Source organism: Mitsuokella sp. AF21-1AC (assembly GCF_003458855.1).
In the GTDB taxonomy this organism is placed as follows: Bacteria; Bacillota; Negativicutes; order Selenomonadales; family Selenomonadaceae; genus Mitsuokella.
Genome location: NZ_QRVW01000002.1, coordinates 102,336 through 117,087 on the forward strand (window position 1 = coordinate 102,336; position 14,752 = coordinate 117,087).

At 61.2% G+C, this 14,752-nt stretch carries 16 protein-coding genes; all 16 read right to left on the reverse strand.

The features are described 5' to 3' along the window. Positions 1-78 precede the first annotated feature (78 nt). Positions 79-633 (reverse strand): bifunctional pyr operon transcriptional regulator/uracil phosphoribosyltransferase PyrR, encoded by a 555-nt coding sequence (gene pyrR, locus DWX75_RS01325; protein WP_118014166.1) that lies wholly within the window; start codon positions 631-633, stop codon positions 79-81. A 43-nt stretch (positions 634-676) separates the two neighbouring features. Beyond that, positions 677-1,603, reverse strand: a complete 927-nt coding sequence (locus DWX75_RS01330) for an RluA family pseudouridine synthase (RefSeq protein ID WP_118014168.1) — start codon at positions 1,601-1,603, stop codon at positions 677-679. A 21-nt stretch (positions 1,604-1,624) separates the two neighbouring features. Continuing rightward, the gene (lspA, locus tag DWX75_RS01335; RefSeq protein WP_118014170.1) at positions 1,625-2,059 is read right to left on the reverse strand and encodes a signal peptidase II; all 435 of its coding nucleotides are present in this window, start codon (positions 2,057-2,059) and stop codon (positions 1,625-1,627) included. Between the two features lie 10 nt (positions 2,060-2,069). After that, a complete protein-coding gene (locus DWX75_RS01340; protein ID WP_118014172.1) occupies positions 2,070-2,627 on the reverse strand; it encodes a DivIVA domain-containing protein in 558 nt (185 codons plus the stop codon). A 21-nt stretch (positions 2,628-2,648) separates the two neighbouring features. Next, on the reverse strand, positions 2,649-3,443 hold the full coding sequence (locus DWX75_RS01345; protein WP_118014174.1) for an RNA-binding protein: 795 nt from the start codon (positions 3,441-3,443) through the stop codon (positions 2,649-2,651). Between the two features lie 3 nt (positions 3,444-3,446). Beyond that, complete coding sequence (gene proC / locus DWX75_RS01350) at positions 3,447-4,247, reverse strand: pyrroline-5-carboxylate reductase (RefSeq protein ID WP_118014176.1); 801 nt, start codon at positions 4,245-4,247, stop codon at positions 3,447-3,449. A 63-nt stretch (positions 4,248-4,310) separates the two neighbouring features. Beyond that, positions 4,311-4,805, reverse strand: a complete 495-nt coding sequence (locus DWX75_RS01355; protein WP_118014178.1) for a cell division protein SepF — start codon at positions 4,803-4,805, stop codon at positions 4,311-4,313. Positions 4,806-4,819: 14 nt separating this feature from the next. Beyond that, entirely contained in the window at positions 4,820-5,512 is a 693-nt protein-coding gene (locus DWX75_RS01360; RefSeq protein ID WP_118014180.1) for a YggS family pyridoxal phosphate-dependent enzyme, read from the reverse strand. Between the two features lie 50 nt (positions 5,513-5,562). After that, on the reverse strand, positions 5,563-6,390 hold the full coding sequence (gene pgeF, locus DWX75_RS01365; protein WP_118014182.1) for a peptidoglycan editing factor PgeF: 828 nt from the start codon (positions 6,388-6,390) through the stop codon (positions 5,563-5,565). A gap of 72 nt (positions 6,391-6,462) precedes the next feature. Next, complete coding sequence (locus DWX75_RS01370; protein WP_118014184.1) at positions 6,463-8,187, reverse strand: TIGR03960 family B12-binding radical SAM protein; 1,725 nt, start codon at positions 8,185-8,187, stop codon at positions 6,463-6,465. Positions 8,188-8,234: 47 nt separating this feature from the next. Continuing rightward, positions 8,235-8,726 (reverse strand): transcriptional regulator NrdR, encoded by a 492-nt coding sequence (nrdR, locus tag DWX75_RS01375; RefSeq protein WP_118014186.1) that lies wholly within the window; start codon positions 8,724-8,726, stop codon positions 8,235-8,237. Next, the gene (locus DWX75_RS01380) at positions 8,723-10,597 is read right to left on the reverse strand and encodes a YgiQ family radical SAM protein (protein WP_118014188.1); all 1,875 of its coding nucleotides are present in this window, start codon (positions 10,595-10,597) and stop codon (positions 8,723-8,725) included. The genes nrdR and DWX75_RS01380 overlap by 4 nt, the downstream gene beginning before the upstream one ends. Then, positions 10,597-11,505, reverse strand: a complete 909-nt coding sequence (locus tag DWX75_RS01385; protein ID WP_118014190.1) for a helix-turn-helix domain-containing protein — start codon at positions 11,503-11,505, stop codon at positions 10,597-10,599. Before DWX75_RS01385 ends, DWX75_RS01380 begins: the two co-directional genes overlap by 1 nt. Positions 11,506-11,637: 132 nt before the next feature. Then, the gene (locus DWX75_RS01390; RefSeq protein ID WP_118014192.1) at positions 11,638-12,774 is read right to left on the reverse strand and encodes a cysteine desulfurase family protein; all 1,137 of its coding nucleotides are present in this window, start codon (positions 12,772-12,774) and stop codon (positions 11,638-11,640) included. Further along, positions 12,771-13,223, reverse strand: coding sequence for an Rrf2 family transcriptional regulator (locus DWX75_RS01395; RefSeq protein ID WP_118014194.1), 453 nt, complete (start codon positions 13,221-13,223; stop codon positions 12,771-12,773). The genes DWX75_RS01390 and DWX75_RS01395 overlap by 4 nt, the downstream gene beginning before the upstream one ends. Positions 13,224-13,354: 131 nt before the next feature. Next, a complete protein-coding gene (locus tag DWX75_RS01400; protein WP_118014242.1) occupies positions 13,355-14,683 on the reverse strand; it encodes a replication-associated recombination protein A in 1,329 nt (442 codons plus the stop codon). Positions 14,684-14,752 lie beyond the last annotated feature (69 nt).

A 14,752-nucleotide genomic window follows, 5' to 3' on the forward strand; every position in this document is an offset into this window, starting at 1 on the left:
TTATTCTGCTTTGTTGTTACCATCATAACGTATCGGCGAAATGGTGTCAAGTAGAAAAAATGAACACAGTTCATTTTTTCATTCGTCGCGGAATTCGCGGATGACGACCTTTTCGGCCTTGTCCGTCGCGCTGAGCTGGACGCTGACGACCTCCTTCGAGGACGTCGGCACGTTCTTGCCCACGAAGTCCGCGCGGATTGGCAGCTCGCGATGGCCGCGGTCGATGAGCACGGCCAGCTGGATGGTCTTCGGACGGCCCATGTCAATGAGCGCGTCAAGTGCTGCGCGGATCGTGCGGCCCGTGTAAAGCACGTCGTCGACGAGGACGATGGTCTTGCCCGTGATGTCGACGGGCAGCTGTGTCGGGTGCACAATCGGCTGATACGAGAGCGTCGAGAGATCGTCGCGGTAGAGCGTGATGTCGAGGACGCCGACGGGCGGACGCTTGCCCTCGATGCGCCCGATGGCTGCGGCGATGCGCTCGGCAATGGGGACGCCGCGCGTGCGGATGCCGACGATGACGAGGTTCTCCACGCCCTTGTTCTTCTCGACGATCTCATGGGAGATGCGCGTCAGGGCACGACGGATCCCCTCGGAATCCATCAAAACGGTCTTATCGGTCAGTACTGGCATAGAAATCCCTCCAGACTACAAAACAGTTGGTCACACCAAATCTTCAGCGCTTATACTTTGCCCGCAGTACCTTGAGAATGTTCGCCATATCCTCGGGCAGCGGAGCCGTGAAGGTCATGCGCTCGCGCGTCACGGGATGCGTGAGCGAGAGGCTCAGGGAGTGCAGCGCCTGCCCCTCGATGGCAAACGGGCAGGCTTTGCGCGGACCGTACTTGGGGTCGCCGAGCACGGGATGCCCGATGCTCGCCATGTGCACGCGGATCTGATGCGTACGCCCCGTCTCGAGGCGGCATTCGACGAGCGTGTAGTCGCCGAAGCGCTCGAGCACGCGGAAATGCGTCACGGCCGGCTTGCCGTGCTCGTGAACGATGGCCATTTTCTTGCGGTCCGTCGGATGGCGGCCGATGTCGCCCTTGATGATGCCGGCCTCCTCGCGGATATTGCCGCAGACGATGGCGTTGTAGATGCGGTGCGCCGTCTTCGTGCGGATCTGTTCCGCAAGGTCGATATGCGCCGCATCGTTCTTCGCCGCCACCATGACGCCCGACGTGTCCTTGTCGAGCCGGTGAACGATGCCCGGCCGAATCTCGCCGTTGATGCCCGAGAGGTCATGGCAGTGGAACAGGAGTGCGTTGACGAGCGTGCCCGAATAGACGCCTGTCGCCGGATGCACGACCATGCCGCGCGGCTTGTTGACGACGATGATGTCGGCATCCTCGTAGAGGACATCAAGCGGGATATCTTCCGGCAGGATGGCGACAGGCTGTGCTGCAGGGATCGTGAGCAATACCATTTCCCCTGCCTGCAGCTTGTAATTGGATTTGCGCGCCCTGCCGCTCACCTCGGCCTTGCCGGCCGCGACGATTTTCTGGATGTGCGCGCGCGAGAGCTCCGGCTCCATGCGGGTCAGGAACACATCGAGACGCTCGCCCTCCTTGTCAGCCGTATACTGTTTGCTTTCCTCCGCCATATATCACCCATCCGTTTCTTTTTAGTCTTTCATGCGAAATATAATCGCGTAAATCATGCTGGCCACGCCAAGGACGATGGCCACATCGGCGACGTTGAACACCGGCCAGATGCGGAAATCGAAGAAATCGATGACCACGCCGAGCCGGATGCGGTCGATGAGATTGCCCACGGCGCCGGCAAGCAGCGCCACGCAGCCGTAATAGAAAAAGGCGTCCTGACGGCGCAGCCGGTCACGGCAGCAAAAGAAGGCGACCATGAGAGCCACGGCAGCCAGGATGAAGAACCAGCGCGCATGCTCGAGGAGGCCAAAGGCCGCGCCGGGATTCAGCACATACGTCAAGTGGAAGACGGAGCCCAGGACCGGCACGCTTTCGCCGGGCAGGAAAACCGCATCCACGATGAATTTCGTCAGCTGATCTGCGACGAGGATCAGGAAAAACAATACGAGAGCCATCTGGTGTCGCTTATCCTTCCTGTACAGGCGCTGCCGCAGCCTGTTCATCAGCGGCCGGTGCTGCTGCCTGCGCGGCCGTTTCCGCCGGCGCATGGTTCATGGCATCCTCGATCACGGCAAGCTCCGACTCGAGCGCAGCCTTCACGCGGCAAAGAAAGGCACTGCGCTCCCCCGTCAGGCGCTCGTAAGCAGCCTGGGCATCGCGGACCTTCTGCTCAGCATCCGCCGTCATCTGGCGGGCGGCGAGCTCGGCCTCGCGGCGCATGTTCTGGCACTCCTTGGCCGTGTTGTCGCGCAGCTCCTGCGCGTTCTGCTTGGCCGTGGTCGTGACTTCTTCTGCCGTCTTCTGTGCGACGAGCAGCGTATCCTTGAGGTTCTTCTCGAGCTTCTGGTACTGGGCGTTGTCCTGCTGAGCACGCGCGAGCTCTTCCTTGAGCTTGTCGTTCTCGCGGAACAGCTTCTCGTAATCGTTGACGACCTGGTCGAGGAAATCATCGATCTCATCCTCATCATAGCCGCGGAAGCTGCGTTTGAATTCTTTGTTGTGAATATCCAGTGGTGTAAGCAATGCTAAGATCCCCTATCTCTCTTAAATATAACGCTTGAGCACGACGACCGTGCGCCCCTTCTTCGTCTGGCCGCGGACTTCCGCGACTTCGAGGCGGCCGCGGCCGCGCATGGAGATGATATCCCCTTCCTTGACCGTCTGCGATGCGCTCTTGACATGCTGCCAATTGAGCTTCACCTTGTCGGCCGCGATATCGGCTGCGGCGCGGCTACGCGAGGAGCCGAAGCCAGAGGCCGCAATCGAATCGATGCGCAGCGAGGCCACGGTCGCGCGAATCTCCTTGCAGCGTTCCTCGCGCGGCGCGATGTCCGCAAGGCTTGCCTCTTCGCAGGTGACGCCGACAGCGCCAATCTTCGTGAGATTCTGCAAGAGGTATGACGCCATCTTCGTATCGCAGAGGATGCGCACGGAATCCGCCGTCACGAGGAGATCCCCGAGGCGGTCGCGCTCAATGCCGAGCCCCATGAGGGCGCCGAGCACGTCGCGGTGGCTCAGGCGTGCGAACTGTCCGTTCCAGCTCGCCTTGATGCAGGCGATGTCAAAGCCTGCGGGCTTTCCCTGGAAGTCCTCGTGGACGTACATGGCGCGGGCACGCTCAGCGCCCGGGTAGCCGCCGTCAAAGTCGACGCGCAGATTGCCGTAATTGGCCGCGACCGTCTCGGCGATTTCCTGGCCAAACGGATCCAAAAAGCCGCTGATGCGGAACTTCTGCGTGCGCTGCACGGTTTCGGCAAGGTCCGTGAGCTTGATAACGGCTTCTTCGCCTTCCGTGCCCTTATAGAAACGAATGAGTTTTTCTTTCTGTTCACTTGCCATAGATTATTTCTTTCCTAACTCCTTTGATTTCTCCGTCGCGGCGAGCACGGCGTCGATGAGGGCACCGCGCACACCGCGCTGCTCCATGACCCGGACGCCTGCGATGGTCGTGCCCGCAGGGCTCGTCACCTGGTCGCGCAGCACATCGGGGTGCCTGCCCGTCTCGAGGACCATCTTCGCGGCGCCCAGGAGCGTCTGCGCCGCGAGCTCAATGGCCGCCGGACGCTTGAGCCCCGCCGCCACACCGCCGTCGGCGAGCGCGTCGATCATCAGGAACGCATAGGCAGGGCCGCTGCCCGAAAGCCCCGTGACAGCATCCATGGCCGCTTCGGATACTTCGACGGCCCGGCCGGCTGACGCGAGGAGCTCCTGCACGACAGCTGCCGCCTGACGGTCCGCATGTGTGCCGCAGGCAAAGGCCGACATGCCGGCACCGACGGCCAGCGGCGTATTCGGCATGACGCGCACGACGGGCTGCTCCGGAAAAGCCTTCTCGAGGACCGAAAGCGTCAGGCCGGCAACAATCGAAAGGATGATCGCATCCTTGCGGACCCTGCCCTTCACTTCCTCCATGGCCTTGGCCGCAGCCTGCGGCTTGATGGCCAGCACGAGCACATCAACGGCCCCGGCAAAGCCGTCGGCGCCGACACTCGTGTGGATGCCGTAGTGTTCCGCGAGTTCCTCACAGCGCTTCGCCTTGTGGTCGGAAACGTAGATATCCTCGCGATTCACCGTACCCTGCGTGATGGCAGCGACGATAGCCTCTGCCATCGCGCCGCCGCCGATAAAGCCAACCTTCCCCATCGGAAAATCCCCTTTCTGCGTCTGTGCTGGATAACAAAAAAGAATCAAAAGACCGGCTCCGGCTTACTTCTTGAGCCAGGGCATCTCGGCCGAAACCTTGCGTTCCTCTTCCGTATACGTCACATTGACATTGCTCGGCGCGCAGAGGAAGACGTTATGACCGACCTTCTTGATCTCACCGTTGAGCGCATACGTCGTGCCGCTGATGAAGTCGATGATGCGCTTCGCGGATTCAGCATCCGTATGTTCGAAATTGATGACGACCGGCTTGCGCTCGCGCAGGTTGTTGGCGACCTGCTGGGCATCGTCAAAGGTCTTCGGCTCGATGATGATGACCTTCATCTTGGCCGCCACGACATTCTCGCGTACCGAAGCACCGGAATGGAGATTGACCACATTGCTCGCCTCCTCGCGGCGTTCCTGACGGGCGCCGGGTTCCTCCTTATCGTAAGGGCGCTTTTTCTGATCCTGATCCATGTCTTCCTCCTCAAGGTCCAGGTTTTCATCTTCCGGATCCGAAAGCCCAAACTTGCCACAAATCTTATCGATGACATTCATGCGTAAACACTCCTCTAGTACTGACGCGGGCCGAAGATGGCTGTGCCGACCCGGACGATATTGGCTCCTTCTTCGACGGCGATGGTGTAATCATGGGTCATGCCCATTGATAAATATGATATATTCGCGGTCTTGAAGGGAATTTCCTTTACCTGCTGGAAAATTTCATACATTTCGTGGAACAGGGGACGGCAGTCCTCGACGTTCTCATAGTTCGGCGCGATGCACATGAGGCCGCGCAGCCGCAGGTTCGGCAGTTCGTCGACGAGGTCGAGCAGCGGCCGCAGGTCTTCCTTGTAGACACCGGACTTGCTCGCTTCCTTCGCGAGGTTGACCTGCACGAGCACATCCTGCAGCTTGCCAAGCTTGCCGGCCTCATGGTCAAGCGCCCTTGCCAGATGCTCCGAATCGACCGAATGGATGAGGCTGAAATACTTGACCGCCTGTCTGGCCTTGTTCGTCTGCAAATGGCCGATGAGATGCCACGTGACGTCGCGCTCAAGGACATCGAATTTGCTCTTGGCTTCCTGGATGCGGTTCTCGCCGATATCCGTGACGCCGGCATCTATGGCCTCGCGCATCGCGGCGACGTCATGGTTCTTCGTGACGGCCACGAGCTTCACGGGCGCATTCTTCGGCACGCGCGTGCGCCGCGCCATGGCGGCCCTGATTTCTGCTTCTACCTGATGGAGTCGTTCTGCGATCATGAATAATCCCCCATTCCCCAGATGATCTCACTTGTACGATATATGATGATTTACGATTGCTTCTTCAGCGCGATGACGGCTGCCATGCGCCCCGTCCTGCCGCCGTCGGCACGGTAGGAATAGAAGATGGCGTGATTGCAGGCTGTGCAGACAGAGGCACAGTCGATATGCTCGCGCGGAATGCCCGCTTCCTCGAGTTGAATGGTATTCGCCGCCCAGAGGCTCAGATGCGTGTGCCCCGGCTGCGGTTCTGTGAAGAGCTCGCGCTCGTGCCCCGGAAAGGCCGCGCGGAACTGCTCGGCGACCTCCGCGCCCACCTCGTAGCAGCAGGGTCCGATGGACGGGCCGATGCCGACGAGGATGTCCTCCACGCGGCTGCCGAACTCGTCCTGCATGCGCCGGACGGTCTTGGCGGCGATGCGGCGCACAGTGCCCTTCCAGCCGCCATGGGCGATGCCCACGGCCCGGCGCACAGGATCGAGAAAGAGGATGGGCGTGCAGTCGGCAAAACAGAGCAGAAGCGGCAGATCCTCTTCGTCTGTGATCAGTGCGTCGGTCGCCGCGATGGCATCGTCATAAGAGAGTGCGCCGCGGCTGGCATCACGCGCCGTCACGCGCGCGATGGCCTCGCCGTGAACCTGCTCCGGCGTCACGAGACGCGCGGCGTCGAGGCCGAGCGCCGTGAGATAGCGCCGGCGGTTCACGATGACAGCCTCCGGCTCATCACCGACATGCAGCGCAAGATTAAGTGAATCATACGGCGCCTCGCTCACGCCGCCCAGTCGGCCCGACAGGCCATGTGAGGCCACATCAGACGGAAACGAAGAAAAGGAACCGCTCCAGATACCCGAAGCGATTTGTTTTAACTCGAAACTCATCGAACTCCCTCTTTCTGCTTTCTGCGGGCCAGGCCCGGATACGATAGAATCAGCAAAACCGGCCGAGGCGTCTCAGCAGACACCGCAGCGGTGGCAGCCCTCGAAGCACGGGATTGTCGGCTCGAGACGCTGCGAGCGCTGCAATTCCTTGTAGAGATACGCCTTCTCGAACCCCATATCGAGCCGCTCCCAGGGGAAGAGCTCGTCCTCCGGGCGGCGTCGGTAGAGATAGAATGCCGGGTCAAGCGAACATTCCTTGAGCGCACGCTTGAACGCCTTGCTGCCGCCCAGCTCGTGCGCGCGCATCAGGCCCTCGGCGACACGGCGGTCGCCGCGCGAGAGCACGCCCTGGATATAAGCTTCCTTCGGCGACTCGATGTTGACGATGATGTGCTTGCGCCTGCGCAGGGTCTTCTCGAGGCGCTTGAGGCGCTTCTCGACGACACGGCGGTCGGCCATGGGCTCCCACTGGAATGGCGTGAACGGCTTCGGGATGAAGGGATTGACCGAAAGCGTCAGCGTACCCTTGCTGCCCTTCTCCTCCATATAGTCCTTGAGGCGGTTCGTCATATCGATGATGGCATCGATATCCTCCTCCTCCTCAAACGGCAGGCCGACCATGATGTAGAGACGGAAATTCCGGATGCCCGCCGCCAGCCCGAGATCCATCGATGTGAACAGATGGTGTTCCTCGATGCCCTTGTTGATGACGGCACGCATGCGCACGCTGCCGGCCTCGGGCGCCATCGTCAGCGTCTTGAGGCCGCTCTCGGCGAGCGAATCGACGAGCTCCTTCGTGACGGAATCGGCGCGGAACGAGGCCACCGACATCGAGAGCCCCTCGCCGAGGATGTCCTTGCAAAGCGCATTGATCTCGGGATAGTCTGAGATTGCCGCCCCCATAAGGCCGATGCGCTTGCGGTATTTAAGCGCCTCCTGCACCTCCGCCTCGATGACTGGCAAGGACCGGTTCCGGGGCTTGCGGAAGCAGTAGCCGGCCATGCAGAAGCGGCAGTGGCGGCCGCAGCCGCGCGCCGTTTCGATGAGGTAGAAATTGAATTCCGTATTGTCCGTCACGACGACGGTATGCGCCGGCCAGGCATCGAGGTCCCTGACCCACTGGCGTGAGACAGCGGCGGGCGCACCCGGCAGCGGCTCGATGGACACGAGCGTGCCGTCCTCTGCATAGCGGTGCTCGTAGAGCGACGGCACGTAGACGCCCGGCACACGCGCGAGCCTCTGCAGCGTTTCCGCGCGCGTCAGGCCCTCGCGCTTTGCTTCCTGGTACGCATCCATGAAGGCGGGCATAATGACCTCGCCCTCACCGATGATGAAGGCATCAAAGATGGCGGAGAGCGGCTCGGGATTGAACGTCGGGCACGGGCCGCCGGCAATCAGGATGGGGTCGCGCTCGCCGCGCTCAGAGGCACGCGCCTTGACGCGCCCGAGTTCCAGCAGTTTGAGGATGTTGAAGTAATCCATCTCAAAGGATACGGCGAACGCAATCAGCGGGAATTCGTAAAGCGGCGTCTGATTTTCCAGCGTCATGACAGGCGTGCGCGTGTTCTCGTAGCGCGCGAGGTCCTGCCAGTCCGGCAGGAAGGCGCGTTCACAGGCCACATCGGGCCGCTTGTTCAAGAGGTCATAAATGATGTGGAACCCGAGGTTCGACATGCCGACAAAGTAGGAATTCGGATAGACGAGAGCCGTCCTCGTCCGCGTTCCCGCCGGATACCGGTAATAGCCGCGTTCCTCCTCGAGCTGTTTCTGCAGCCCCTTCTTCAATTCCCAATCCAATCGCAAATTCCTCCACGTATGCGCTTTATGCGTTCCTGTCCTTACTCTTATTTTCCCTCCGGCTTCTCTGCCGGATCCTTCTGTTCCTTGCGGGCCTGCAGGTCGCGCAGCTCCTCGAGGAAACTCGAGATATCCGCGAACTTGCGGTAGACCGACGCGAAGCGGATGTAGGCCACGTCGTCAAAATCCTTGAGCTTCTCCATGACGAGATTGCCGATTTCCTGCGAGGAAATCTCCTGGTCCATCGTGTTGCGGATGTCGCGCTCGATCTCATTGACGAGGGCGATGATGCGCTCCATCGAGATATCGCGCTTGTCACAGGAGCGGATGATGCCGTTGAGGATCTTGTCGCGCTTGAATACCTCGCGGCGCCCGTCGTGCTTGACGACCATCAGCGGCATCTTCTCCACGACCTCATACGTCGTGAAGCGGCGGCCGCAGCCATTGCATTCCCTTCGCCGGCGGATGGTCGTACCGTCTTCTGTCGCGCGGGAATCCACCACCCGGCTGTCGGCCTGCTTGCAATATGGACATCTCATGGCTGCACCTTCTTTTCCTGTTTCCCTTGTTTTCCCTGTTTATGCTGGCGTCGCGGACGGCCCGGATGCTCCTGCCTGTCCTGCTCGCGCGGCCGCACGAGGCATTTTGGTCCGAAGCCGATGAGATCCTCGCGATGGGCCATGTGCAGGGCCTTGCGGACGATATCGTGATTCTTCGGCAGCCAGTACTGCATAAGCGCCCGCTGCATCTTCTTCTCTTCGTATGACTTGGCCGTGTAGACCTTCTCACCCGTCAGCGGATGAATCCCCGTGTAGTACATGCAGGTCGAGAGCGTGCCCGGCGTCGGGATGAAATCCTGCACCTGCTGCGGATGATATCCCATGTCGCGGATGAACTCTGCGAGCTCAATGGCGTCACTGAGCTCCGAGCCCGGATGGCTCGACATGAAATACGGCACGAGATACTGTTTCTTGCCGAGCTTCTCGTTCATGCGGCGGAACTTCTCGACGAAGCGCAGGTAAACCTCGCGGTTCGACTTGCCCATGAGCTCCGTCACGCGGTCCGAGATGTGCTCGGGTGCGATCTTGAGCTGGCCGCTGATGTGATGCTCGCAGAGCTCGCGCAGGAAATCATCCTTGGCGAGCAGCAGATAATCGAAGCGGATGCCCGAGCGCACGAAGACTTTCTTGACGCCCGGCAGACTCCGAAGCTCACGCAAGAGCTTGATGTAATCCGAATGATCGGCGACGAGCTGCCGGCACGGCACCGGTGAGAGACATGGCTTGCCGCGGCAGGTACCGCGCTTCAGCTGACCATCGCAGGATGTGCGGCGGAAATTGGCCGTCGGACCGCCCACATCGTGGATGTAGCCCTTGAAGCCCTTCATCTTCGTCAGGATCTTCGCCTCACGTATGAGCGACGCGTGGCTGCGCCGCTGAATGATGCGCCCCTCATGCGAGATGATGGCGCAGAAATTGCAGCCGCCGAAGCAGCCGCGCTGTGAGACGAGGCTGAACTGTACTTCCTGGATGGCCGGCACGCCGCCCATCTTGTCGTAGATGGGATGCCAGGTCCGCATGTACGGCAGGCCGTAGACCTCATCCATCTGCTCTTCGCCAAGCGGCATCGCCGGCGCATTCTGCACGACGCACCACTCGTCATTCTGCTGCAGGAGGCGGCGTCCGCGGATCGGGTCCTGCTCGAGGTATTCGAGCTTGAAGGCCTCGGCAAACTTCAGCTTGTCGCGGCAGACCTCCGCAAACGAGGGCAGCTCGAGATAATCCCAGGCGTAATCCTTGCTCGGCACGCGGTAGCACGTGCCCTTGACGTCCTGGATGTTTTCGACTGCGACACCCTGCTGCAGATCGGCAGCGATCTCGAGGATGGCGCGCTCGCCCATGCCGTAGATCAAAAGGTCCGCCTGGCTGTCGACGAGGATCGAGCGGCGCAGCGCATTCGTCCAGTAATCGTAATGCGCGAGCCGCCTGAGGCTCGCCTCAATGCCGCCGATGATGATGGGCACATCGGGATAGAGCTCGCGCAGGCGGTTGCAGTAGACGATCGTCGCGCGCTCCGGCCGGTAGCCGGCGCGGCCGCCCGGCGAATACGCATCCTGATGGCGGACTTTCTTGGCCGCCGTGAACTTGTTGAGCAGCGAATCCATATTGCCCGCGGAAACAAGGAACCCCAGCCGCGGCTTTCCCAGGCGGTCGAAGTCCTTGGTGGAATGCCAGTCTGGCTGGGGAATGATACCAACCTTATACCCATGTTTCTCGAGGAGACGGCAGATGATGGCCGGACCGAAGCTCGGGTGATCGACATAGGCATCCCCCGAGATGAAGACAAAGTCAAGCTGCTCCCAGCCGCGTTCTTTCATGTCGCGGCGTGAAATCGGTAAAAAGCCATTCATCAGTTTGCATCCTTCGTGAACGTCTTATTGGCGACCTGGCCTTCCTTGCCAGCCTTGCCAAGCTCCTTGCCATTGACCGTGAATTCGACGGCACCGGCGTTGCCGGCGCGGACCGTCACGTTCTCCTGGCCCTTCCAATCCATCGAGTCGCCCTTCTTGAGCGTACCCTCGTAGACGACCTTGCCGTCGGCCTTGACCTCGATCCAGCAGTCATCGCTGAACTTGCCCGTGACCTCGACGCCGTCATACGTCTTCTGCGGCTCGGCCGCCTGTTGCTGCTGCGCCTGCTGCGGAGCCGGTGCCGGCGTCTCGGAAGACGAAGAGCCCAAGAGATATGCCGCCACACCGACTACGACGACGAGCACGACCGCAAGGATGATGAACTTGCCGCGGTTCGAGCCCGAGGAAGGCGCAGAAAACGGGCGCTGTGCAGGGGCTGCCTTGCGCGCCTTATGCTCCTGGCGTGCGGGTGCTGCCGGACGCTGCGGTGCTTTCCGCGGTGCGGCGGCAGGTGACGGTGCAGCTTTCGTCTCAGCCGATGCCTTCTTCTCCTCGGCTGCTGCAGGCTGTGCAGCAGCCGCTGCCGTCTCGCGGACCTTCGATGCCTGCTCCTTCTGCGATGCGGCCGGTGCTGCCTTGACTTTCGCCGCCTGTGCGGCCGGAGCGGCCGCGGTCTTCTCCGGATGACGCTCCGTCACGAACTCATGCACGAGTTCCGTCGCATTGAGCTTCAGATAGTTGGCATAGTTGCGGATAAAGCCCTTCGTGTAGACCTCGCCCGGCAGCTGCTCGTAATCCCCTTTCTCAATGCATTCAATATATAAAGCCCGGATACTCGTACCCTTCTCAATATCCTTGACCGTAAGATTCTGCTTTTCGCGCTCTGCGCGCAGTTTATCGCCGACCATTCCATTACCTCCTTGAAATCAGCCCTTGCATAGAGCCATCCCAATTTATTATACATGAAATCATAGTATTTGCAAATGATTTGCCAAATGCACAAAAAAGGCACTCACTTGCGCAAGTGCCACGTAAAATTTTCATGATGCATGACGGATCTCTGCCACAGCCTGACGAAGCGCTGCCGCGAACGCCGTAACCTCCGCCTCCGTCGTGAAGCGCCCGAGCGTGACGCGCAGGGCCGTCCGCGCCTCATCCGGCGACTGCCCCATGGCCAGCAGCACGTGCGAGGGCTCAAGAGAACCCGCGCTGCAGGCGCTGCCCGCCGAGACGGTAAAGCCCATGAGATCGAGCTTTATGAGCAGCGTTTCCTGGTCGATGCCGAAAATGGCGAGGTTAAGGTTGCCCGGCAGGCGATGCTCCGCGTCACCGTTGAGCGTCATGCCCGGTATCGCCTGCACCTGCTGCCAAAGAGTGGCGCGCAGCGCGAGCAGTCGCTTTGTCTCCACCGCCATCTCCTCCCGCGCGAGCTCGGCAGCCTGTCCGAGGCCGACGATGCCCGGCACATTCTCCGTGCCGGCCCGCTGCGAACGCTCCTGTTCACCGCCACAAATCAGCGGTTTTACGGCAAGGCCGCGCCTCATGTAGAGAGCGCCCGTGCCCTTCGGACCGTAGAGCTTGTGACCCGAGAGCGAGAGCGCATCGACGTTAAGTTTCTCCACATCGACGGGCAGATGCCCCGCGGCCTGCACGGCATCCGTGTGAAAGAGCACGCCGCGTTGACGGCAGATGGCGCCGATGGCCGCGATGGGCTCAATGGTCCCGACCTCGTTGTTCGCCATCATGACGCTGACGAGGATCGTATCGGGGCGCAGCGCCGCCTCCACATTCTCGGGGGCGACGCGGCCCTTGTCGTCGACAGGCAGATACGTCACGGAGAAGCGGTCCTTTGGCAGAGCCTTGCAGGCCCGCAGAACCGCGTGATGCTCGACGGCCGTCGTCACGATATGGCCGTGCCCGCAGGCTGCCGCCACGCCCTTGATGAGCCAGTTGTCGCTCTCGCTGCCGCCGCTCGTGAAGAAGATTTCCTCCGGCGAGGCCCCGAGCAGGGATGCCACCTGGCGGCGCGCCACGGCCACGGCCCGGCGCGCCTCGCGGCCGAACGAATAGAGGCTCGACGGATTGCCGAAGTGCTGCGTGAAATACGGCAGCATGGCAGTGACGACGCGCTCATCCACCGGCGTCGTCGCCGCGTAATCGAGATAGACAGGCTTCACCGCGCACACCCCACTTTCTGCGAGATATGGTCTTTGTCATTGCAGAGGTCATAGAGCGTGATGTTGTTGAGCACGCTGCTGATGCTGTCGCAGACTTTCTCCCAGACGCCGCGCGTCACGCAATCGCAGGCCCTGTCGCAGGGCTGCTCGGACGATTCGGCACTCGTCAGCAGGCAGTCGACGAGCGCGATGGGCCCCTCGACCGTCGTGATGATCTCCCCAATCGTAATCTCAGCCGGACTCTTCGCGAGCATGTATCCCCCCTGCGCGCCGCGCACGCTCTTGACGATGCCGGCACGGCGCAGCGGCACCATGAGCTGCTCGAGATAATTCTCGGAAAGCCCCTGACTCCTGGCGATGTTCTTCAGGCATACGGCGCCTTCCCCGTAATGGAGCGCGAGCTCATAGAGCGCCGTCACACTGTATCTTCCCTTGGTCGATATCTTCATCTCGGATACCTCATTGAACAATCATAAACAAAATATATGAACCGAATCCCGAGTAATTTTCTCGGATTTAAATGCTATAGACAATATAGCAGAAATGCACCGCCGTGTCAAAAGACATCTGTCCTGTTCCGTCAGATATTCTCATCCTCATGGAAACGCTCGGGCCAGCATTTCCTGAGGTAGTCGCGCAGGCGCTTCTCCTCGCCGTTCTCCGTCGGCTCGTAATAATGCGCGTGGCGCATGGCCTCCGGAAGATAGGACTGCCGCTTGAAATGGCCCGGGAAATCGTGCGGATAGATGTAGCCCTTGCCATGGCCGAGCGTCTCGGCCCCCTTGTAGTGAGAATCGCGCAGATGCACGGGCACGCTGCCGCAGTTGCGGCCGCGCACGTCGGCGAGCGCCGCATCGATGCCGAGATACGCGGCGTTCGACTTCGGCGCCGAGGCGATGTACGTCACGGCCTGCGCCAGAGGGATCCTGGCCTCGGGCATGCCGACGAACTGCACGGCCTGCACGGCCGACATCGCGACGACGAGGGCCATCGGGTCGGCATTGCCCACATCCTCCGCTGCGCAGATGGCGACGCGCCGCGCGATGAAATTCGTATCCTCGCCGGCCGCAAGCATGCGCGCGAGATAGTGGAGTGCCGCATCGGGATCGCTGCCGCGCATGCTCTTGATGAAGGCTGAAACCGTATCATAATGGTTGTCACCCGTCTTGTCATAGCGCTGCACGCGCTCGCCCGTGATCTCGTCGAGCAGTTCCATCGTGAGTTTGCCGCCCGCCGGCGGCAGCATGGCGGCCGCGCCCTCGAGCACATTGAGCGCCATGCGGGCGTCGCCATTCGCGAGCTGAGCGATTGCCGGCAGGACGCCTTCATCGGCCGTGATGCTGCGGCTGCCGAGCCCGCGCTCTTTATCGCCAAGCGCGCGCTTCAAGATGGCGAGCAGCTGTCCGTCCGTCAGGGGCCGCAGCCGCACGATGCGCACGCGCGACAAGAGCGCATGGTTGACCTCAAAGAACGGGTTCTCCGTCGTCGCGCCGATGAGCACGAGCCGCCCGTCCTCCACATATGGCAGCAGGACATCCTGCTGGCTCTTGTTGAAGCGGTGGATCTCGTCGATGAAGACGATCGTGCGGCGCTGATAATAGCGCCGGGCTTCCTCAGCTTCCTTGACAATCTTGCGGATATCGGCGATGCCCGCCGAGACGGCATTGAGCTTCTTGAACGCACTGTGCGTCATCTGTGCAATCATCTGCGCGAGCGTCGTCTTGCCCGTGCCCGGCGGTCCGTAGAAGATCAGCGACGGGATCTGGTCACTCTCGATCATGCGGCGCAGGAAATGCCCCGCGCCCACGGCCTCCTGCTGACCGATGAACTCCGCGAACGTCCGCGGCCGCATGCGCTGCGCGAGCGGCTCAAACGCATGCAACGCACCGCCGGCAGGCGCATCCTGCATGGCGGCATCATGAGGGGCATCCCCGGCTGCCGGACCTGCGAAGAGATCCATGCCGAGGCTTCCCATATC